Here is a 23,792-nt window from a genome sequence, read left to right as displayed (position 1 = left end):
TTATTATAGAAATTTTACATATATTAGAAATAATATTTTTAAAATTTCTTTTTTTTAATTCGATTATACGCACTAATAACATATGAAAATCTTACTTTCCTTAAGAAACATTTTTATTGATCTATCTAATCGAAGTATCTTATCAAATATATCGTTATCATTATATTCGAATCGTATTATTACATTAATTGGACCTAATGGAGCAGGAAAATCAACTTTAGTACGTGTAATATTAGGATTAATTCATCCAAAAAAAGGTTCTATAATACGTATACCAAATTTGAGTATTGGTTATGTTCCACAAAAATTAAATTTTCATGCATATTTTCCTATTTCAGTACATGATTTTTTAAAATTATCTTATCATAAAAATCAAAATAATATTATTCAATCATTAAATAAAATTAATATACAACATTTAGAATATGTTCAATTAAATAAATTATCTGGAGGAGAAATACAAAAAGTTCTATTAGCACGTGCGTTATTAAGTCAACCTCAATTATTAATTTTAGATGAACCTACACAAGGAGTTGATATAAATGGTCAAATTGCTTTTTATCAACTTATACATCAATTAAAAAAAGAATTATTATGCTCGATTTTAATTGTATCGCATGATGTACATTTTGTTATGGCACAAACTGATGAGGTTATTTGTTTAAATAATCATATATGTTGTTCTGGATCACCTAAAACTATTACTAAGAATTCAAAATTTATTTCAATGTTCGGTACTGCACCAATATATAAATTAGCATTATATTCTCATAAACATAATCATGTACACGATTTTTAAATTAATATATATATGTTATTTTTAGAGGATTCAAAAATGTGCAAACATTTTTTTTTTGTTTGGATAACAGGAATATTATTGTCATTCTGTTGTGGACCTTTAGGATCTTTTATTTTATGGCGTCAAATGTCATCATTTGGTAATATGTTATCACATGCATCTTTGTTGGGTTTAGCATGTGCATTATTATTTAATATTAATAGAGTATTTACAGTTTTAGTAATATTAATTTTATTAACAATAATTATTATTTATATAGAACGTATGTCAAATTTGTCTATGGATACAATTTTAGGTATTATAACATATAGTTCTTTATCAATAGGTATGATTATTTTACATTTTATTTCAAAAGATGAAAAATCAGATTTGACACAATATTTATTAGGTAATGTATTACAATTAACGGGAATAGATATTAATATTATTGTCATTATGACATTGATAATTTGTTCAATTATATTATTTTTTTGGAAATCAATGTTATTAATGATTATTAATGTTGAACTTGCTCAAGTAAGCGGCATTAATATTTTTAATATGCGTTTAATATTAATGATATTAACTGCTTTTTTAATTGGTATATCAACAACATTAATTGGTGCTTTATTAATCACCGCGATTCTCATTATTCCACCAGCTATTTCGCAAAAATTTTCTACTTCACCTGAACATATGGTAGTATTTTCAATATGTATTAATGTCATTTCGATTACGATAGGTATAATAATTTCAATAATTTATAATATTCCAATTAGCTCAATAATTATATTAATAGAATCAATAATATTTTTAATTAGTGTCATGATATAAATAATATTATTATATAACATGTGCCATTATGATTAATAAGTGTATTTTGATGGTGCACCGCTCATTAAACAAGTTGCAATATTAGTTTTTGGAAAAGCAATTACATCTTTGATATTATGACTTTTAGTTAACAACATCACTATTCTATCTAAACCTAGTGCAATACCTGCATGTGGTGGAGTTCCATATTGTAAAGCGTGAACAAAAAAGTCAAATGGATTTTTTTTGTGTGTAATTGACATGTTTAAAATATCAAAAATAATTTTTTGTATTTCAGGATGATGTATGCGTACTGAACCTCCACCTAATTCATATCCATTTATTACCAAATCATAAGAATTTGCAATAATTGATTCTGGATTTGTAGTTTTTAATTTTTTTATACTGATACCTTTAGGGGATGTAAAAGGATGATGTGTTGCTGATAAGATATTATTTTTATCTTTTTTAAACATCGGAAAATCAGTAATCCAAATTGGTTTCCAGCTATTATAATTGATTATATTAAGTTCTTTTGCAATAATATGTCTTAAATTATTTGATAATATATTAATAATATTTTTTTGACCAGATAAAACTAATACAATATCGCCATTATTAGCATTTATTTCATATATTATTTCCATAATATGCTGTGATTTTAAATTATTTATAGTATTTGTAATACTATATTTTTTTTTATGAATATTATTTATAGAAATATAAATATATTGAATTGAATTATATATATTAATTATATCATTTAAATTATTTATTTGATTGCTTGTAAATTTTGATATTCCCATAGGTATAATTAGAGCAATTGTAATTATATTGTTTTGTTTGAAATCATGAATATTATATATAAGATTTGTTTTTTTTAAATGATATATTTTCATTGGATTACGTAAATCAGGTTTATCAGAACCATATGTATTAATAGCATCATAAAATTTTATTGTTGGAATATCTATTATTGAATAATTTAAAATTTTTTTCCATAACATTTTTATTATTTCTTCAGTAATATTTTTGATATAAATATCATCAATAAAAGCAGCTTCTATATCAATTTGTGTAAATTCTGGTTGTCGATCTGAACGTAAATCTTCATCTCGAAAACATTTTACAATTTGATAATATCTATCTATACCAGATATCATACATAACTGCTTAAATATTTGTGGTGATTGAGGTAATGCATAATATTTATTATGATGTATTCGACTAGATATTAAATATTCTTTAGCTCCTTCAGGTGTAGATTTAGTTAAAAATGGAGTTTCAATATTGATAAAATGATTTTTATTTAAAAATTGTCTTATATATGCAGTAATTTTATGACGTGTTTTTAAATTTTGGAACATATCAAATCGACGTAAATCTAAATACCGATATTTAAAACGTATGTGTTCGTCATTTTTTTGATTTATATCCATAGGTAGTGCAAGAGAACTATTAATAATATTTAAAATACTTACAGTAATTTCTATTAACCCTGTTTTTAGTTTAATATTTTGATTTTTTAAGGTGCGTTTTTTTACTGTACCAATAACTTGAATGCAAAATTCGTTTTTTAATTTTAGTGCATTTTGAAAAACATCGTGATTTTTAGAATGAACAAATATTTGTATAATTCCTGTACAATCTCGCATATCAATAAAAATAAAATTTCCAAAATTTCTTTTACGATCTACCCATCCACATAATGTAACGGTTTGATTTACATCAGAGATTGTAATGTTACCACAATATTTTGTACGCATGTATTTTTTGACCTATAAAATTAAAGTATTTATATTTTTATCTACTTCTAAAAATAATTCGCCCTTTACTTAAATCATATGGAGTTAATTCTACTGTTACTTTATCACCGGTTAATATTCTAATATAATTTTTTCGCATTTTACCAGATATGTGTGCTGTAATAATATGTCCATTTTCTAATTCTACTTTAAACATTGTATTAGGTAATGTATCTATAATATTACCCTGCATTTCAATATTTTCTTCTTTATTCATGTTTTTTCCTTTTTTTTAAATTAAGTCTAATGTACTTAAATATCGATCTGCATCTAATGCAGCCATACAACCACTAGCGGATGAAGTAATTGCTTGTTTATACAAATGATCTACAACATCTCCAGCAGCAAAAATTCCTGGTATATTTGTTTGGGTAGAAATATTATTTAATCCTGATTGTAATTTAATATATCCTTTTTCCATTTGTAATTTTCCATGGAAAATATTAGTATTCGGAATACTACCAATTGCAATAAATAATGCTTGAACGGAAAGTATTTTTTTATTATTAAATTTTTTTAATTTAGTAATCTCAATTTTAGATATTCCTGTTTCATGTCCTATAATATTTGAAATAATATAATTAGTGTGTAAAATAATAGATCCTATCTTTATTTTTTTATTTAATCGATGTATTAATATTTTATCTGCTTTAAACACTGTATTTCGATGTATTAAATGTACTTTAGAAGCAATATTTGATAAATATAATGCTTCTTCTACAGCTGAATTACCACCTCCAACAACAGCAATTTCTTTTTTTTGATAAAAAAAACCGTCACATGTTGCACAAGTTGAAATTCCTTTTCCTATGAATTTCTGTTCGGATTTTAGTCCTAAATAACGGGGAGATGATCCTGTAGCAATAATAACACTCATGCTAATATATTCTGTTTTTTCACATATTATTTTAAATTTTGGACTAGAAAAATCAACATCTAATACTTGATCATGAATAATATGTGTATTTAAAGATAATGCATGTTGTTCCATATCATTCATTAATTCTATACCTGTTACTGGTTTAAATCGTCCAGGCCAATTTTCAATTCGATCTGTTTTTGTTAATTGACCACCTTTTTGCAATCCAGTAATTAATAATGGTTTTAAATTTGCTCGTGCACCATATATAGCAGCAGTATATCCGGCTGGTCCTGATCCAATAATAATCAATTTATGTAATAATTTTTTTTTTATATATATCATTAAATAACCTAATTAATTTTATGTAGTTTATCATTTTTATTATATAATATAATGTTTTTTAAATATTTTTTATTTTTCTAAATAATAGTATATAATAATACATTATATAATTTTTTTTATTATTAGAAATATTGTGGATAATAACATCTTTTATAGATTTATATTATCGTAACCATGATTAATAAAATTATAAAAAAATATTATGATTGATCCAAAGTTATTACGTTATCAACCGAATATAATTCTTGAAAAATTAAGAAATCGGGGTTTTACTTTAAATATAGAAAATTTAAATTTTATTCAAGAAAAAAGAAAAAAAATACAGTTTGAAATAGAAAATTTAAGACATAGTTATAAAAATTTATCTAAAATAATTGGGAAAAAGTTAAATATTGAACAAAATTACAAAGTTTTAAAAGAAGAAGTATTTAGTATAAAAAATAATTTATTAATAAAAAATCATCAATTAAAGAAAATACAGGATAAAATTAAAAATATTGTATCGTATATACCAAATATACCTGATGATTCTGTTCCTTTTGGAATTGGGTATTCTGATAATAAAGTAATACTTTCATGGGGTAAAATTAAAGAATTTAAATTTAATATTCAAAATCATATTGAATTAGGAAAAAAAATTAATGGTTTTGATTGGTTTACAGCTTCTAAAATGTCTGGATCAAGATTTGTTGTAATGAAAGATAAAATGGCATTATTATACCGTGCTATAGGTCAGTTTATGTTAGATGTACATACTATAGAACATGGGTATTTAGAAACTAATATACCATATTTAGTCAATACAGAAAGTATGTATGGTGCTGGGCAATTACCAAAATTTCAAAAGGAATTATTTTATGTATCTACAGTACATCAAAAAAAAAAAAATAACAAGTATATTTTAATACCAACTGCTGAAGTACCATTAACAAATTTATTTCGCAATACAATTCTTTCCGAAGAACAATTACCAATTATGTTGACAGCTTATTCACCTTGTTTTCGTGCTGAAAGTTTATCTTATGGGCAGGATACACGTGGATTAATTCGAATGCATCAGTTTGATAAAGTAGAAATATTCCATATAACCTCTCCTGAAAATTCTATGAGTAGTTTAGATAAGTTAACATTGCATGCTGAAAAAATATTACAGTTACTAGAATTACCATATAGAAAAGTACTTTTATGTACTGGCGATCTTGGATTTTCTGCTGCTAAAACTTATGATTTAGAGGTTTGGTTTCCAGCTCAAAACAAATATCGTGAAGTTTCTTCGTGTTCAAATATGTCTGATTTTCAAACGAGAAGAATACAGGCTAAATATCGTCAAAAAAAAACAAAAAAAAATATTTTATTACATACAATTAATGGTTCTGGATTGGCAATTGGACGAACATTAGCTGCAATTTTAGAAAATTATCAAAATTCTCATGGAGTTGTTGAAATACCAAAAATATTAAGTAAAAAATATATGTATGGTATGAAATTTCTCAATTAATTTTTATAAAAACATTTTTAAATATTAATATTATTAGTATACATATGAAGAAAAAAATATATAATTTTAGCGCTGGACCTGCTATGCTTCCAGATGAAGTCTTAAAAGAAATAAAAAAAAATTTTTTAAATTGGAATAATATTGGTGCATCAATTATAGAAATCAGTCATCGAAGTAAAGAATTTTATAACATTATTGTAAATTCTAAAAAATATTTAAATGAATTGTTAAATATTTCTGATAAATATACGATATTATTTTGTCAAGGTGGGGCTCGAGCTCAATTTTCTGCAATTCCAATGAATTTACTTGATCAATTTCATTGTGCGGATTATATTGATAGTGGTTATTGGTCATATAATGCAATGATAGAAGCAAAAAAGTATTGCGTTCCAAATCACATTAATATTAAAAAAAATACTGATGGCCAAATAACACTATTAAAAATGGAAGATTGGCCAATAAATATAAATTCAGACTATATACATTATTGTCCTAATGAAACTATTGAAGGTATTGCAATACACGAAGAACCAAATTTTAAAAATAAAATTGTTGTTGGAGATTTTTCTTCTACTTTATTATCTCGAAAAATTAATATTGAAAAATATGATTTAATTTATGCTAGTGCACAAAAGAATCTTGGACCTTCAGGTATTACTATCGTGATTATTAAAAAAAAATTATTAAAAAATAGTTATCCTTTTGTACCATCTATTTTAGATTATAAAAAAATTTTTGATTCTGATTCTATGTTTAATACTCCTGTAACTTTTTCATGGTATGTCGTTAGTTTAGTATTGAAATGGGCTAAAAATCAAGGCGGAATTGATTTTTTTGAAAAAAATAATTATCGAAAATCACATTTATTATATCAAACAATTGATAACAGTACTATTTATATGAATACTGTACATCCTAATAATAGATCACATATGAATATTACTTTTCATTTACGTAATCCAAATTTAAATGATATATTTCTACAAAAATCACATGAAGCAGGATTAAAATTTTTAAAAGGACATAAAGTAGTAGGAGGGTTACGCGCTTCTATTTATAATTCTATGACAATGACTGGAGTAAAAAAATTAATTCAGTTTATGAAAAATTTCGAATTTAAATTTAAAAGAATATAGTTAATTATATAAAACTTATTCTAAACTAATCATTAAATATGTAAGTATTATTTTATTAAAAGGAATCTTTGATATGAATAGTTTATTAACTTTAAGTTCAATATCTGAAATTAAAGGTAGTATTAATTTACCAGGTTCAAAAAGTATTTCAAATCGAGTTCTATTGTTGGCTGCAATATCTTCTGGAACAACTTATATAAAAAATTTATTAAATAGCGATGATGTTATATATATGCTAGATGCATTAAAAATGCTTGGTATAAAATATTATTTTAAAAATAAAACTGATTGCATAATACAAGGGTGCGAAAATATCTTACAATATAAGTCTGGTATATCATTATTTTTAGGTAATGCAGGAACGGCAGTACGTCCATTAACCGCTATTTTAGCATTACAAAATAAAAAAATAATTATTACTGGTAATGATAGAATGAAAGAACGACCTATAAAAGACTTAATAGATGCGTTAATTCAAGGTGGTGGTAATATTAAATATCTTGGTCAAAAACATTATTTACCAATACAAGTACAAGGTGGTTTTCAAGGAGGGAAAATATATGTTAATGGTGAAATTTCAAGTCAATTTTTAACATCTTTATTAATAGCAGCTCCTTTAGCTAAAATAGATACTAAAATTATTTTAAATAGTATGTTAGTATCGAAACCATATATTGATATGACTTTAAAAATTATGAAAGATTTTGGAATCATTTTATATAATAACAATTATAAAACTTTTACGATTCCTGCTAAACAAAAATATCAATCTCCAGGAAAATATTTTATTGAAGGTGATTTGTCTTCAGCTACTTATTTTCTTGCAGCTGCTGCAATTAAAGGTAAATCTGTTAAGGTATATGGTATTAATAAACATAGTATACAGGGTGATATATATTTTGTAGATATCCTAAAAAGAATGGGAGCAAAGATCATATGGGGTGAAAATTATATAAAATGTATACAGGGTAAATTAAAAGGTATTCAATTAGATGCAAATGATATTCCTGATGCTGCAATGACAATTGCTATGCTTGCATTATTTACAGATGGATCGAGTACAACAATTAACAATATATATAATTGGCGTGTTAAAGAAACAGACAGATTATATGCAATGTCAACAGAATTAAAAAAAATTGGTGCAATTATTAAAGAAGGTAAGGATTTTATTTTTATTAAACCTCCTAAAAAATTTATTTATTCTCATATAAATACATATAATGATCATAGAATGGCAATGTGTTTTTCTTTGCTTGCATTATCAAATCAATCTGTTACCATTATTAATCCGGAATGTGTATCAAAAACGTTTCCACAATATTTTTATGAATTTCAAAAAATTAGTCGTTTTAAAACATAAAAAATATATTGTATAATATATTTTAATATGATTCTTTATAATATCAATTTTGTATGAGAATGTTTAAATATGAAATTAGCTCCTGTAATTACAATTGATGGACCTAGTGGATCAGGTAAAAGTATTTTATCACAAGCGCTTGCTAAAAATTTAGAATGGTTTAATTTAGAATCTGGTATAATTTACAGATTATTTGCTTGTTTATTTCTAAAAAAAAATCCGATTTTTTCCAAGAAAAATTTGATTTCTTTATTAGAAGATTTAAATCATTATTTTACTTATGATAATGGAATAATATGTAATATTATTAAAAAAAGTTTTTCAGAAAATGATATCGTGTCACAAGAAGTAACAAAAGTTGCTTCTCAATTAGCAACAATTACATATGTTAGAAAAAATTTATTAATTAAACAACGTTTATTTAGGAGAAAACCTGGATTAGTTGCTAATGGACGTGATATGGGTACAACTGTTTTTCCAGACGCCATAATAAAATTTTTTTTAAAAGCTAAATTAAAATACCGTGCACTTCGTAGAATGAATGAATTAAAAAAAAAAGGTTTTTATGTAAATTTCAAAAACATATTACTGCAAATTCAAAAAAGAGATCATCGCGACACAAATAGAACAGATTCTCCACTAGAAAAAGCAAAAGATGCAATTATAATCGACTCCAGTAATATGAACGTTACAGAAGTTTTTAAAGTAGCTATGTCATATATTAATATAATAAAATTATCTTCTCTATAATTAGGATGATTATAGAAAATTTCAATTAACCTATTTAACATGAAGTAAAATAGACGTTAACTCTCATTATTTTTAATAATATATATGAATGAAATATTTTCAAAATTATTTGAAGAATCTTTAAAAAAAATAAAAACAAAAACTGGATCAATTATTACTGGTACAGTTATTGCTATTCAAAAAGATACAGTATTAGTTGACTCAGGATTAAAATCTGAATCTTATGTTCCAATTGAACAATTCCAAAATAAATTTGGACATTTAGAAGTTAAAGTTGGTGATCATATTGATGTTTCTTTAGATGCAATAGAAGATGGTTTTGGTGAAACTGTATTATCACGAGAAAAAGCTAAAAAACATGCGTCATGGATCAAATTAGAAAAAGCATATGAAAATTCTGAAATTATTACTGGTATTATTAGTGGAAAAGTAAAAGGAGGTTTTACAGTTGAATTAAATGATTTACGTGCTTTTTTACCTGGTTCATTGGTAGATATCCGACCAATCAAAGATACTAGTTATTTAGAAAATAAAGAGTTAGAATTTAAAGTCATTAAATTAGATCAAAAAAGAAATAATGTAGTTGTTTCAAGAAAAGCCGTTATTGAATCCGAAACTAGTGCTGAACGAGAACAATTATTATTAAATTTACAAGAAGGTATAAAAATTAAAGGTATTATAAAAAATTTAACTGATTATGGTGCATTTGTTGATTTAGGTGGTGTTGACGGTTTATTACATATTACTGATATGGCATGGAAACGAGTAAAACATCCAAGTGATATTGTTAGTATTGGAGATGAAATATTTGTAAAAATATTAAAATTCGATCGTGAAAAAACAAGAGTTTCATTGGGATTAAAACAACTAAGTGAAGATCCATGGAATTCAATTTTAGAACGATATCATGAAGGTAAAAAAGTTTATGGTCGAGTAACAAATTTAACAGATTATGGTTGTTTTGTTGAAATTGAAGAAGGTATAGAAGGTTTAGTACATATTTCTGAAATGGATTGGACAAATAAAAACATTCATCCAACTAAAGTAGTGAATATTGCTGATTCTGTAAAAGTAATGATATTAGATATTGATGTCGAAAAACGTCGTATTTCATTAGGTATTAAACAATGTAAACCTAATCCATGGGAATTATTTTCTCAAATAAATGAAAGAGGTGTTCGTGTAAAAGGAAAAATTAAATCGATCACTGATTTTGGTATTTTTATTGGATTAGAAGGTGGTATAGATGGTTTAGTACATTTATCTGATCTTTCATGGAAACATGCTAATGAAAAAGTATTAAATCAATATAAAAAAGGTGATGATATAATTGCAGTAGTACTACAAGTAGATCCAGAACGAGAAAGAATTTCACTAGGTATTAAACAGTTAAAAGAAGATACTTTTAGTAAATATATTCAAAAATATAAACGTGATGATATTGTACCAGGGCAAATTATTGCACTGAAAAATCAAATTGTTTATATAAAATTAGCTGATAATGTTATTGGAACAATACATATGAAAAATAACACTACAGCTCTAAATATAAATGATTATATTGAATGTAAATTTAATAAATTTGATCGTAAGAATCGTACTATTCATCTTGTATTTTTTAATACATGTAAAAAAACAGATTTTTTTAAAAAATTTCACAATGATACATTTTTTAAAATTAATTCTCAAAATATTGAATTAAATAAACAAATAATCTAATTATGTATTTTTCAAGAAACTAAGTGCTATGATTAATTTTTTTAGTGACTTAGTTTTTCTATTACATTAAGGAGGAAAATTTTTGAAAAAATTTATAATAACTGCAAATTGGAAATTAAATGGAAATAATGTATTAATATATAGTTTTATAAAGAAATTGAAATATTATTTTGATACAAATCAAATCTTGAGTAATATAATTTTTACGCCTCCTGTAATATATATTAATAACATAAAAAATACAATTCAAAATGACAATTTTTTTATTGGCGCACAAAATGTCGATATACATTATTCTGGAGCATTTACTGGTGAAATTTCTATTGATATGTTACAAGATATTGGTGTAAATTATGTTATTATAGGACATTCTGAACGTAGAATATTTCATCGTGAAGATAATGCATATATTGCAAAAAAATTTCAAATTATTAAATCTAAAAATATAATACCGATATTATGTCTAGGTGAAAACTTACAAGAAAAAAATTTAAAACAATCTGAATTAATTTGCAGGAAACAAATTGATGCAATTTTGAATCTAAAAGAAAAAGATGTATTTAAAAATTCTATTATTGCATATGAACCTATTTGGGCAATTGGAACAGGTCAAACTGCAGATATTAAATACGTAAATAAAATGCATAAGTTTATTAAATATTATATTTCAGATAATAGTGATGTTGATATAAAAAATATTATTGTGCAATATGGTGGATCAGTTAATTTATGTAATATAAAAGATTTTATGAATACAGATTTTGTTAATGGAGTATTATTAGGTACTGCATCACTACAATTTTCAACATTTATACAAATTATTCAATATATAAATCAAGCATATTATGCATGATTATTAAAATTATTTGCTAATTATTTATAAGCGCCGGTATTATGGCCGGCACTCAAAAAATCAGTATAATGTTCTTGCTATTTTTAACCAATTTTGTTTAAAATTTTTTTTTTTGTTTTCAATAGCAATATTTAAGTTATAATGAATAATTTTTTCATTTTTAATACCTAAACATTGTCCGCCATAACCTTGTAATATTTTTTTAATTGCATAATTACCCATCCTGGATGCTAGAATTCGATCATATGCAACTGGTGCTCCTCCTCTTTGTATATGCCCTAAAATCGTTGCTCTTGTTTCTCTATGAGTATTTTTTTCAATATATTGAGCTAATTTATCAACATCACAAATACATTCTGTAATCGCTATAATAGCATGTTTTTTACCTTTTTGAATACTATTTTTAATATTTTGAAGTAATAATTCTTTTTTGAAATTTGTATCTGGTAGTACAATAAACTCACATCCTCCTGCAATAGCAGCAGATAAAGTTAAATCTCCACACAATCTTCCCATAACTTCTACTATAGAAATACGCTGATGTGAAGATGATGTATCTCTTAATCGATCAATAGCTTCTACAATAGTTTCTAATGCTGTAAAATAACCAATAGTATAATCTGTACCAAAAATATCATTATCAATTGTTCCAGGTAATCCTAGACATGGTATACCGATTTCTGTAATTTTTTTTGCTCCAATATATGAACCATCTCCTCCAATAATAATTAATGCATCAATTTTCGCATGTTTAATATTTTGTATAGCAATAGAACGAATATTAGTTTTATAAAATTCGGGAAATCTTGCAGACCCTAAAAATGTACCTCCTCTATTTATCATATTAGATACACTATTACGGTTTAATTCAATCATTCGGTTTTCATATAGACCTAAATATCCATCATATATACCAATCATTTTTATGTTGTGATTTAAACCTGTACGTACTATTGCTCTAATAGCAGCATTCATTCCAGGAGAATCTCCGCCACTTGTTAGTATACCTATTTTTTTAATCATATATTAATCTTATAAAATATTAAACATAAAGTATAAAAAATGTTAATTTTTTAGAAAAGAGTACTTTGTTAAACATTTATTATTATGAAAATCATATATCATTGGAACACCAGTAGGAATATGTAAATTACAAACTTCTTCGTTATTTAAGTTAGATAAATATTTTACTAACGCTCTTAAAGAATTACCATGTGCAACAATTAATATTTTTTTTCCATTTTTTATATTTGGAAAAATATATTCTTCCCAAAATGGAATTAATCTTATCAAAGTTAATTCTAAACTCTCTGCAGTCGGGATGTTTATTTTCTGTAAATTTTCATATCGACGATCATGATATGTAAAAGAATGTTTATTTTTTTCTATTTTTGGTGGAATTTCTGTAAAACTTCTACGCCATTTTTTTACTTGATCGGATCCATATTTCAAAATAATAGATTCTTTATTTAATCCTTGTAAATCACCATAATGTCTTTCGTTTAATCGCCATGTTTTTTTAATTGGTAGCCATACTTGTTCTAATTCAAAAAGGATCAACCATAAAGTATGAATTGCTCTTTTTAATACAGATGTATAACATAGATCAAATATAAAGTTTTTATCTTTTAATAATTTTCCAGCTAACTTTGCTTCTTTTTTACCTTGATTAGATAAATTTACGTCAGTCCATCCTGTAAATTGATTTAATTTGTTCCATGTACTTTCACCATGCCGAATTAAAACTAACTGATTTTTTTTCATAATGTATCCTAAAAATAATTATTGTTTTTTACTATTCTCTAGTAAGTTATTTTATATTCCTTATTACATTATTACATACTTTACATTTTTATTTAGAACATTTTGTTGTATTAAATATTTAGTAAAATACGTTCAGGATTCTCTAAAGTATTTTTGATAATATTTAAGAAACCAACAGCTTCTTTTCCATCAATAATACAATGATCGTAAGACAATGCTATATACATCATAGGTGCTATTTTTATTTTTTTATCTACAGATATTACTCGATCTTGAATAGTATGAATACCTAAAATTGCAATTTGCGGTGGATTAATAATTGGAGTAGATAATAATGAACCAAATATTCCACCGTTAGTAATAGTAAAATTACCACCTAATAAATCAGATAATTTTAGTTGTCCTGTGTTTCCTCGTGAAATCAAATCCTGAATTTTTTTTTCAATATCAGCCATAGACATACAATCTACGTTTTTGATAATTGGTGTAATTAAACCTTTTTCTGTAGATATTGCAATATTTATATCAAAATATTTATAATATACCATTTCATTATTATCGATTTTTGCATTTATTTCAGGAAAAGATTGTAAAGCTTTTATAGCAGATTTAATAAAAAAAGACATTAATCCTAATTTAACACCATGTTTTAATTCAAATAAATTACGATATTGTTGACGTATCTTCATTATTTTAGACATATTAACTTCATTAAATGTTGTTAACATAGCAGTATTATGCATTGTACGTAATAATCTTTCTGATATCCTTTTTCGAATTACAGTTATTGGAATACGTTTTTCACGATTTTCTAATTTTAAAGGATGTAAATGATCTCCTTCATGTTGTAATTTATTTTTTTGATTAATATGTGTATTATCAATATTTTTTTTATAAAACATACGCCTAATTGATGGACTTAATTGTAATGTATGATTATTTATTGTTGTATCAACTATTTTTTCTACGATATTTGTTTTTTTTGTTTGAATTTTTTGGTATGTATCTTGAGTTGTATTTTTTATTGCTTTCATATATCCTAATGTTTGTTTATTAGTGACTATATCTCCTTTAGGATGTAATATTGATGTTAATACTCCATTAATATGAGCTGGTACTTCTAAAATTACCTTTTCAGTTTCTATTTCAACTAAAACTTCATCTTGTTTAACAAATTCTCCTATCTTTTTATGCCATATAATAACAACAGCTTGATTAATTGATTCAGGTAATTCAGGAACCGAAATAAGAATTTCTGTCATATAAAAGTTTCTCTTTATAAAATATTTAAAGCATCAAAGATTATTTTTTTTTGTTGTTTGTTATGTATGGATAAGCATCCTACTGCAGGAGCAGCAGAAGCATTACGGCCAACATATTTTAAAGTTATATTAGATGATATATTTTCTTTTAATTTATTGTACATGTAATACCACATACCTTGGTTTTTTGGTTCCTCTTGACACCAAGTAATTTCTTGAATATTATGATAATAATTTAAAATTTTAATAATTTCATTTTTAGGAAATGGATATAATTGTTCAATTCGAATTAATGAAATATTTTTAATATTATATTGTTGTCTTGTAGAAAACAATTCGTAATATATTTTTCCTGAACAAAAAATGATTTTTGTAATATTATTACAATTTATAATATTAATTTCATGAATAATATTTTGAAAGGTTCCACATTGTATATCTGAAAATGTTGAATATGTCATATTATTACGTAATAATGATTTTGGTGTAAAAATAATTAATGGTGTTTTTATATTACACAATGCTTGATACATTAAAATATGATACATTTGTGCTGCAGTAGAAGGAATACAAATTTTCATATTATTTTGAGCAGACAATTGTAAAAATCGTTCTATTCTAGATGATGAATGTTCTGGACCTTGTCCTTCATATCCATGAGGTAAAAGTAATACTAATTTGGATTTTATACCCCATTTTTGCTCACCAGAACTAATAAATTGATCAATTACAATTTGAGCACCATTAGAAAAATCACCAAATTGTGCTTCCCAGATATTTATAGTGTTCTCTGCATCCACAGAATAACCATACTCAAATGCTAATACTGCTTCTTCTGAAAGAGCAGAATTGCAAATATAATATTTAGTTTTATTATTTTGTAAATTATATAATGGAACATAACTTAATCCATTATTTTGATCATATAACACAGAATGTCTATGAAAAAATGTGCCTCGACTAACATCTTCTCCAGATAATCTGCATGATATACCGTGCGATAATATATTTGCATAAGCTAAATTTTCTGCAGCTCCCCAATCAAATGCTTTATTAATATGTAACATGTTTTGTCGTGCTTGATAAATTTTTAAAACTCGTTCATGTATTTTGAAAGTTTTAGGTATGTAATTAATTTTTTCAAATAAAATTTTTAAATCTATATTTGGAACAATATTTTTATTTTTTTTTTTTATACATTTAGTATCTTGATGTACAATAGGCAATTCACTGAGTTCATGTATTTTTTTTCTTTGTTTTATACGTTCATCATTTAAATAATTTAAAGGAATATTTTTTTTAGATAGTAAAAATGTATTATAAATTTCACATACCGTTGGATGTTGTTGAATTTTCTGATACATTATAGGTTGTGTAACGCTCGGTTCATCTGCTTCATTGTGTCCTCTTCTACGATAACATACTAAATCTATAAAAACATCTTTTTTAAATTTATATTTAAAATCTAATGCTAATTGTGTAATAAAAATGACAGATTCTGGAAAATCGGTATTAACGTGAAAAATTGGTGTTTGTATCATTTTTGCAATATCTGTACAGTATTGACTAGATCTAATATCTTTTAAACTGGATGTAGTAAAACCAATTTGATTATTAATTACAATATGTAAAATACCACCAACAGTATAATTTCTTGTTTGTGATATATTTAATAGTTCTTGAATTACTCCTTGTCCTATAATAGCAGCATCACCATGTATATTTATTGGTAGAACATGGTCTGAATTTTTGTTTTCAAAACTATCAAGATATGCTCGAGAAGATCCCATAACTACCGGATTAATAATTTCAAGATGTGAAGGATTTGGTTTTAAATCAATTATTATATTTTTATTTTTTGTTTTTTTTGTGGTTTTCATTCCAGAATGATATTTTGCATCTCCAGTTCCACTTTTTATAATATAGTTAGAAGTAAATTCATCACACAAAGTATTGATTTTTTTTTTTAAAATATTAACTAAAACATTTAATCGTCCTCTATGAGCCATTCCAATAATAATTTTTGAAGTTAATTTTTTATTTGTATAACATATGATTTTTTTTAATAGTGGAATTAATACTTCACAACCTTCTAACGAGAAACGTTTTGATCCAGGAAATCGAGTATGTAAATATTTTTCAAATATTTCTGATTTAATTAACAAACTTAATAAATTTTTTTTTTCGTTTTGTGAAAGAAAAAATTTTAAAAATTTTTTTTCTACATATTCTTGTATCCACATACGTTCTTCTATATTACTAATATGCATATATTCTATTCCAATAGATGTACAATATATATTGGTAAAAATCGAATATTTTTCTTCAAAATAAGGGTTTTTTTGCATATTATTATTAATATTATTTTTTATATTTTGATCAAGATAAAAATCATTTAACAGTTTTTTTCGTAATGCATTTTTTGATATTGATTTTTTTAATGGATTTAAATTTGCATATTGATGTCCATATGTTCTAACAAATTTTATAAATTCTGCAATATATATACTATTATGATCATCATCAACATTATTTATATGTTTTTTTTGATCAGTATGACATATATACTGATTATAATTATCATCTGATTGAAAAAATTCTTTCCAATCCGAAGAAACACAATTAGAGTTTTTTATAAAAAATTGATATATTTTTTCAATATATATTTGATTACTGTTACTCAAGTTACAAAATTTATCATGTAAAGAATAATTTTTTTTCATATTTTACCTATATTAATAGGATAATTAAATTTTTTTATTAAAAAATATATTTTAGTATAGATTTATACAGGATTATCAATTCTAATAAATTCAACATCTAAATTATATTTTTTTATTAACCATTGTCCCAATGCTTGTATACCGCAACATTCTGTAGCATAATGCCCTGCTGAAAAAAAATGAATTTTATTTTCATATGCATAATGCATAGTATCTTCAGATATTTCACCTGTTAAAAATGCATCTATTTTTATATCACCAATATTTTTAATAAATTCTTGTCCTTTTCCGCTACACCATGCAATACTATTAATTATATTATTCCGATTATGTTGTATACATAAAGGTTTTCTTTGTAAAATTAATTCTATTTTTGTATTTAATTCTTGTACTGTAATTGAATTAATAAATTTACCCCATAATAATATATTAGATATTTGACCTAAGATATTAATATTAAATTGATTAGCAATTTGTACATTATTTCCAAGAATTGGATGTATATCTAAAGGTAAATGCCAATTATATACGTTTATATTATTTTTTAAAATTAATTGTAGTCTTGTTTTTTTGTTTTTAATAATTTTTGAACATTCATTCTTCCAAAAAAAACCATGATGTACAATAATAGCTTGTGCTTTTTTTTTAATTGCAATATTAATTAATTTTTCACATATACTAACTCCTGTAATAATTTTATGAATATTTTTTATACCTTCTACTTGTAATCCATTAGGTATATTATCATGAAATAAGTGGGTATCTAGTTCTTTATTAATAATTTTTTCTAATTCATAATTATTCATCATATTATATATTTCCAATAATGTATTTATAAGTATATATTTTAATATATGAATTTGTAAAATATATATATCATAGAAATATATTTATTTTGTATATTTTTTTAATTTTAAAATTTATCTATTTATTGCAGTAAAATGTAATTATTACATCTATATAATAAACTACATTGGTAAAATAAATTTATTATATGGTTTTAAAAAAAGTAAATAAAAAATATATACAAATAAATATTCTGTATGCGTAATACTATTTTTGTTAAAAATTATTTTTATAATATAAAATCCAATTTTATACAATATATGATATAAATTAATTTTATATATTACTAAATAAATTTTAACATATTTTTGAGGCTAAAATGCAAAAAATAGGAATTTTTTTTGGAAGTGATACTGGTAATACTGAAAAAATTGCGAAAAAAATTTATAATAAGATTGGAATAAAACAAGCAGAAATTTATGATATTGCTAATGCAAAAATTGATGATATTAATAAATTTAATATTTTAATCTTTGGTATACCAACCTGGTATTACGGTGAATTGCAATGTGATTGGGATGAATTTATTCCACAATTAAAAAAAATTAATTTTAAAAATAAAATTATTGCATTATTTGGGTGTGGTGATCAAGAAGATTATAGTGAATATTTTTGTGATGGTATGGGTATTATATATAATATTTTAAAAACAAGACATGCTGATTTTATTGGCCGATGGCCTATAACAGGTTATCAATTTGAATGTTCTAAAGCTGTAATTGATAAAAATTATTTTGTCGGTTTAGTAATTGATGAAGATCGACAAAAAGAATATACTGAAAATAGAATAAAAACCTGGTTAAAACAATTATTTAAAGAATTAAATATTTAATAATATCTTTATATTAAAAACATATCTTATTAAAATATAAATAATATTTTTTTATAATCACTGTATAATACATTAAAAATAATACAGCATGTAATAATTTATTTAAAAATTAAACATGCTGTGCAATTAATAAAATACTAATAAAACATTTATGCAATTAAATGTACTAAATCTAATACTTTGCTTGAATAACCTGTTTCATTATCATACCAGGAAATCAATTTTACAAAATTATCATTTAAACATAAACTTGCTTTTGCATCAAAAATTGATGTTTCATGAAAACCATTAAAATCACTTGATACTACATCTTCATCAATGTAACCAAGAATATTTTTCATATGTGTTTGAGAAGCATTTTGAATGACTTCACATATTTTTTTATAACTTGCTGAGATTTTTAATCGTACAGTCAAATCTACTACTGAAACATTCGGTGTAGGTACACGGAATGCAATACCTGTTAATTTACCATATAATTCAGGTAAGACTTTACCAACTGCTATAGCAGCACCAGTTGATGCTGGTATAATATTTTGTAATACTCCCCTACCACCACGCCAATCTTTTTGAGATGGAGAATCAACAGTTTTCTGAGTAGCAGTAGTAGCATGTACAGTAGTCATTAATCCTTCTACAATACCAAAATTTTCATGTATTACTTTTGCTAAAGGTGCTAAGCAATTAGTAGTACAAGATGCGTTAGAAACGATATTTTCACCAGAATATTTATTAAAATTTACACCATTGACAAACATTGGAGTATCATCTTTGGGAGGAGCAGTAATAATAACTTTCTTTGATCCTGCAAATATATGTTTTTTTGCACTTTCAGTAGTTAAAAATATCCCTGTTGATTCAATTACAACATCTGTATTTAAACTTTTCCAATCGATATTAACTGGATCACGTTCTGCAAAAATTCGAATTTTGTTATTATTTACAAAAAGACAATTATTCTTAATATAAATTGAACCTGGAAATTTCCCATGTGTAGAATCAAATTTTAACATGTACGCTATATATTCAATATTAAGTAAATCATTTATACCAACTACTTCAATATCTGGTCTATTTTGTGCAATACGAAATACTATTCTACCAATTCTACCAAATCCATTTATACCAATTTTAATAGTCATAATATTTACCTTATATCAATATCATTCTTTATAACATGATATAACATATATCTTAATATATCAAAAATATTTTTAAAAGATAAAAATAAAATTATATTTGTATAGTTATAATCAAGTATTTTATTTATTTTTTATATTATTAATACATAATAAAAATATTATCTATCACAACTACATGTTATTTATATGAACCAAAATAATATCTTTAAATTAAAAAAAAATGAATTTGTTATTCATTTAAAACATGGTTTAGGAAAATATCAAGGTTTAAGTATTATCAAAAATAATAATATTACTGTAGAATATTTAACTATTCTTTATGCAAATCATGCTAAATTATATGTACCAATTACACATCTATACTTAATTAAAAAATATAATACTGATATTATCAATACAAAATTAACTTTAGATACTTTGGGATGTAAAAAATGGAAAAAAGAAAGAAAAAAAATTTTTAAAAATATTCACGATTCTGCAATACAAATATTAGAAAATCATGCACAACGTATGATAAAAACCGGTTTTTCGTTTAAAAAGCAGGATCAAGAATATAAATTATTTTGTTCAAGTTTTCCATTTAAGATGACAAAAGATCAAAAAAAAGTCATGCAAGAAGTACTATCAGATATGTATAAACCGATTCCAATGGATCGACTTATTTGTGGAGATGTAGGATTTGGAAAAACAGAAATAGCAATTCGTGCTGCATTTATTGCAGTAAAAAATAACAAACAAGTAGTTATTTTAGTACCAACAACATTATTAGCACAGCAACATTATAAAACTTTTAAAAATAGATTTCTTAAACATAATATACAAATTGAACTTTTATCCCGTTTTCAAAAAAAATCAGTTCAATTAATGTCTATTAATAAAATTAATACCGGGGAGACTGATATTACCATTGGAACACATAAAATTTTATTCAATAATATTCAGTGGTTTAATTTAGGTTTATTAATTATTGATGAAGAACATAGATTTGGCGTACACCAAAAAGAAAATATTAAAAAAAATTTTTCTAATATAGATATTTTAACTTTGACTGCTACACCAATTCCAAGAACATTAAATATGGCAATACATGGTATGCGTGATTTATCAATTATTACAACACCACCACAAAATCGTTTACCAATTAAAACTTTTGTTAAAACATATAGTAATCTATTAATTAGAAAAATAATTTTATTTGAAATTTCAAGACATGGACAATTATATTATATTTGTAATAAAGTGCAAGATCTCACAGAAAAATTAAATGTATTACAAAAAATGATTCCTGAAGCAACTTTTCAAATCGGTCATGGACAAATGAATGGTAGTCTTTTAAAAAAAATTATGTATGATTTTGCTAATAAAAAATTTCAAGTATTAATATGTACTACAATTATTGAAACAGGTATTGATATACCTACAGTAAATACTATTATTATTGAAAATGCTGATTTTTTTGGATTAGCACAATTACATCAAATGCGCGGACGAGTTGGTCGATCAAATATACAAGCTTACGCTTGGTTACTAATACGAAATAAAAAAATAGTATCAGTAAATAGTAAAAAAAGATTAGATGTAATTAGTAACATTAAAAGTTTTGGATCTGGTTTTGAGTTGTCAAAACATGATTTAAAAATTAGAGGAGTAGGGGAAGTATTAGGTAAAAATCAAAGCGGGCATGCAAAAAATATTGAATTATTACTTTATATGGAATTTTTAAATAAAACAGTTAAATATATTAAAAATAATAAACATTTATCATTAAAACAATTAGAACATGAACAACCTGAAATAAAATTATCTATACCAACCATTTTACCAAAAAATTATATTTCAGATGTAAATATCAGGTTAATGTGGTATAAAAAAATTTTTTCTATGAAGACACAAGAAGCATTATTACAAACAAAAATAGATTTAATTAATGCATTTGGTGATTTACCAAAAGAAGCTGAAAATTTAATTTTTGCTACTAAAATTAAAATATTATCACAAAATATTAGTATTATAAAACTTAACTCAGATAATAAAAGTAGTACTATAATATTTGATGCAAATAACAAATCAATTAATACTATTCAACTATTAAAAATATGTAAAGTAGAATTTAAGAAATGGAAATTCAATAATCAACATTCTTTACAATTTTTTTATTATTTTGAAAATTATATAGAAAGAATTCAATGGATATTTAATATCCTAAAAAAAATCAAAAAAATATTCACTTAAAACATCATGTTTAAAAAATTAGGTAATATCACATGAAACAATTCATTTATATAGTTGCAGCTGGTAATCAAGCAATTGAAGTTTGGAAATTATTATATACGGGTGAAATGCATTTAATACAAATTGTATATACTGAAAACAATGAAGGACAGCCAATAATTATTTCAAAAAAACGAAATACACTATATATTGGTATCAGACCAAAATATAAAATTTTGGTATATAATATTTTATCAAATGGTACATTAAAGAAAACTGGTTCTGTAAATATTCCATATAGCCCAAATTATATTACATTAGATCAAAAAGAAAAATTTTTACTTTGTAGTTACTATCATGCTGGTTGTTTAACTATAAGTACAATTAATGATCAGCATATACCTGAACAACCCATTCAAATTATTAAAAATATGAATGGATGTCATGCAGTAAAATTAGATTTATCAAATAAATTAGTAATTACAACATCTTTATTAACAGATCGGATATATTTATTTAAATTACATTTATTTGGAAAATTACCATTAAAATATTTGAAATATGTAATTTGTTCTAAAAAGTCTGGACCTAGACATATTATTTTTCATAACAGTAAAAATTATTGTTATAGTATTAATGAATTAAATGGTACAGTAGATGTATGGAAAATCAATAATGTTAATAATAATATACAAAATATACAAAATATTAGTTTATTTAAACAAAAAATAAAAAATAATTATTTTTGGTCTGCTGATATTCATATGACATCATGCAGTAAATATTTATATGTTTCTGATAGATTATATAGTACAATTACTATTTTTAAAATAAATTTAAATTGTACATTAAATTTTATTCATCAAATCAATACAGTCAAACAACCAAAATCATTTATTATAAATAGTAATAATAATTATTTAATTGTTGCTAGTCAAACATGTAATACCATTGCAGTATACAGTATTTCTATGAAAAATGGTTTATTAAATTTATTATATAAATATCCGACTGGTATAAATCCAACATGGATCATAAGTCATACAATATAATATATAAAATTTAATCATTATTTTCTTAAATATGTTAC

19 protein-coding genes and 1 pseudogene are annotated in these 23,792 nt (G+C 23.8%); 11 read left to right on the top strand and 9 right to left on the bottom strand.

The features are described from left to right. Positions 1-82 precede the first annotated feature (82 nt). Both znuC and AB4W50_RS01125 read left to right on the top strand, forming a co-directional pair. A complete protein-coding gene (znuC, locus tag AB4W50_RS01130) occupies positions 83-799 on the top strand; it encodes a zinc ABC transporter ATP-binding protein ZnuC (RefSeq protein ID WP_367676948.1) in 717 nt (238 codons plus the stop codon). Between the two features lie 36 nt (positions 800-835). Next, positions 836-1,612, top strand: coding sequence for an iron chelate uptake ABC transporter family permease subunit (locus tag AB4W50_RS01125; RefSeq protein WP_367676947.1), 777 nt, complete (start codon positions 836-838; stop codon positions 1,610-1,612). Positions 1,613-1,644: 32 nt separating this feature from the next. On the opposite strand, the gene aspS is transcribed toward AB4W50_RS01125, so the two are convergent. From aspS to trxB, 3 genes are read right to left on the bottom strand one after another with little or no spacing between them, the layout of a single operon-like run. Further along, positions 1,645-3,357 carry an aspartate--tRNA ligase gene (gene aspS / locus AB4W50_RS01120; protein WP_367676946.1) on the bottom strand — a complete coding sequence of 571 codons (1,713 nt, stop codon included), beginning with the start codon at positions 3,355-3,357 and terminating at the stop codon, positions 1,645-1,647. A 37-nt stretch (positions 3,358-3,394) separates the two neighbouring features. Beyond that, positions 3,395-3,613, bottom strand: a complete 219-nt coding sequence (infA, locus tag AB4W50_RS01115; RefSeq protein WP_367676945.1) for a translation initiation factor IF-1 — start codon at positions 3,611-3,613, stop codon at positions 3,395-3,397. 15 nt (positions 3,614-3,628) lie between these two features. After that, positions 3,629-4,600 (bottom strand): thioredoxin-disulfide reductase, encoded by a 972-nt coding sequence (gene trxB, locus AB4W50_RS01110; protein ID WP_367676944.1) that lies wholly within the window; start codon positions 4,598-4,600, stop codon positions 3,629-3,631. Between the two features lie 202 nt (positions 4,601-4,802). Here trxB and serS point away from each other — a divergent pair, with 202 nt between their 5' ends. The 6 genes and pseudogenes from serS to tpiA all read left to right on the top strand — a co-directional run bounded on the left by serS (position 4,803) and on the right by tpiA (position 11,922). Continuing rightward, the gene (gene serS / locus AB4W50_RS01105) at positions 4,803-6,098 is read left to right on the top strand and encodes a serine--tRNA ligase (RefSeq protein WP_367676943.1); all 1,296 of its coding nucleotides are present in this window, start codon (positions 4,803-4,805) and stop codon (positions 6,096-6,098) included. A 44-nt stretch (positions 6,099-6,142) separates the two neighbouring features. After that, entirely contained in the window at positions 6,143-7,237 is a 1,095-nt protein-coding gene (serC, locus tag AB4W50_RS01100) for a 3-phosphoserine/phosphohydroxythreonine transaminase (RefSeq protein WP_367676942.1), read from the top strand. 73 nt (positions 7,238-7,310) lie between these two features. Beyond that, a complete protein-coding gene (gene aroA / locus AB4W50_RS01095) occupies positions 7,311-8,600 on the top strand; it encodes a 3-phosphoshikimate 1-carboxyvinyltransferase (protein WP_367676941.1) in 1,290 nt (429 codons plus the stop codon). Positions 8,601-8,669: 69 nt separating this feature from the next. Continuing rightward, the gene (gene cmk / locus AB4W50_RS01090; protein WP_367676940.1) at positions 8,670-9,350 is read left to right on the top strand and encodes a (d)CMP kinase; all 681 of its coding nucleotides are present in this window, start codon (positions 8,670-8,672) and stop codon (positions 9,348-9,350) included. 84 nt (positions 9,351-9,434) lie between these two features. Continuing rightward, positions 9,435-10,976, top strand: a pseudogene (gene rpsA, locus AB4W50_RS01085) (30S ribosomal protein S1); the annotation flags it as partial. A gap of 175 nt (positions 10,977-11,151) precedes the next feature. Then, on the top strand, positions 11,152-11,922 hold the full coding sequence (gene tpiA / locus AB4W50_RS01080) for a triose-phosphate isomerase (RefSeq protein WP_367676939.1): 771 nt from the start codon (positions 11,152-11,154) through the stop codon (positions 11,920-11,922). Between the two features lie 60 nt (positions 11,923-11,982). On the opposite strand, the gene pfkA is transcribed toward tpiA, so the two are convergent. From pfkA to AB4W50_RS01055, 5 genes are all read right to left on the bottom strand, one after another. After that, on the bottom strand, positions 11,983-12,945 hold the full coding sequence (gene pfkA / locus AB4W50_RS01075; RefSeq protein WP_367676938.1) for a 6-phosphofructokinase: 963 nt from the start codon (positions 12,943-12,945) through the stop codon (positions 11,983-11,985). A 42-nt stretch (positions 12,946-12,987) separates the two neighbouring features. Next, positions 12,988-13,686, bottom strand: a complete 699-nt coding sequence (gene gpmA, locus AB4W50_RS01070; RefSeq protein ID WP_367676937.1) for a 2,3-diphosphoglycerate-dependent phosphoglycerate mutase — start codon at positions 13,684-13,686, stop codon at positions 12,988-12,990. Between the two features lie 110 nt (positions 13,687-13,796). After that, positions 13,797-14,948, bottom strand: coding sequence for a dihydrolipoyllysine-residue succinyltransferase (gene sucB / locus AB4W50_RS01065; protein WP_367676936.1), 1,152 nt, complete (start codon positions 14,946-14,948; stop codon positions 13,797-13,799). Positions 14,949-14,962: 14 nt separating this feature from the next. After that, on the bottom strand, positions 14,963-17,671 hold the full coding sequence (locus AB4W50_RS01060) for a 2-oxoglutarate dehydrogenase E1 component (protein WP_367676935.1): 2,709 nt from the start codon (positions 17,669-17,671) through the stop codon (positions 14,963-14,965). 62 nt (positions 17,672-17,733) lie between these two features. Beyond that, positions 17,734-18,477: a Nif3-like dinuclear metal center hexameric protein gene (locus AB4W50_RS01055; RefSeq protein WP_367677310.1), complete on the bottom strand. Its 744-nt coding sequence runs from the start codon at positions 18,475-18,477 to the stop codon at positions 17,734-17,736. 359 nt (positions 18,478-18,836) lie between these two features. Here AB4W50_RS01055 and fldA point away from each other — a divergent pair, with 359 nt between their 5' ends. Next, positions 18,837-19,349, top strand: a complete 513-nt coding sequence (gene fldA / locus AB4W50_RS01050; RefSeq protein ID WP_367676934.1) for a flavodoxin FldA — start codon at positions 18,837-18,839, stop codon at positions 19,347-19,349. Positions 19,350-19,498: 149 nt separating this feature from the next. On the opposite strand, the gene gap is transcribed toward fldA, so the two are convergent. After that, the gene (gene gap, locus AB4W50_RS01045; RefSeq protein WP_367676933.1) at positions 19,499-20,491 is read right to left on the bottom strand and encodes a type I glyceraldehyde-3-phosphate dehydrogenase; all 993 of its coding nucleotides are present in this window, start codon (positions 20,489-20,491) and stop codon (positions 19,499-19,501) included. A gap of 186 nt (positions 20,492-20,677) precedes the next feature. Between gap and AB4W50_RS01040 the strand changes: the two genes are divergently transcribed. Both AB4W50_RS01040 and AB4W50_RS01035 read left to right on the top strand, forming a co-directional pair. After that, positions 20,678-22,723, top strand: a complete 2,046-nt coding sequence (locus AB4W50_RS01040; protein WP_367676932.1) for a DEAD/DEAH box helicase — start codon at positions 20,678-20,680, stop codon at positions 22,721-22,723. A 32-nt stretch (positions 22,724-22,755) separates the two neighbouring features. Then, positions 22,756-23,754 carry a beta-propeller fold lactonase family protein gene (locus AB4W50_RS01035; RefSeq protein WP_367676931.1) on the top strand — a complete coding sequence of 333 codons (999 nt, stop codon included), beginning with the start codon at positions 22,756-22,758 and terminating at the stop codon, positions 23,752-23,754. Positions 23,755-23,792 lie beyond the last annotated feature (38 nt).

Source organism: Buchnera aphidicola (Takecallis arundicolens) (assembly GCF_964058945.1).
Lineage (GTDB): Bacteria > Pseudomonadota > Gammaproteobacteria > Enterobacterales > Enterobacteriaceae > Buchnera_L > Buchnera_L aphidicola_AH.
This window is presented reverse-complemented; position numbering and strand designations above follow the sequence as displayed.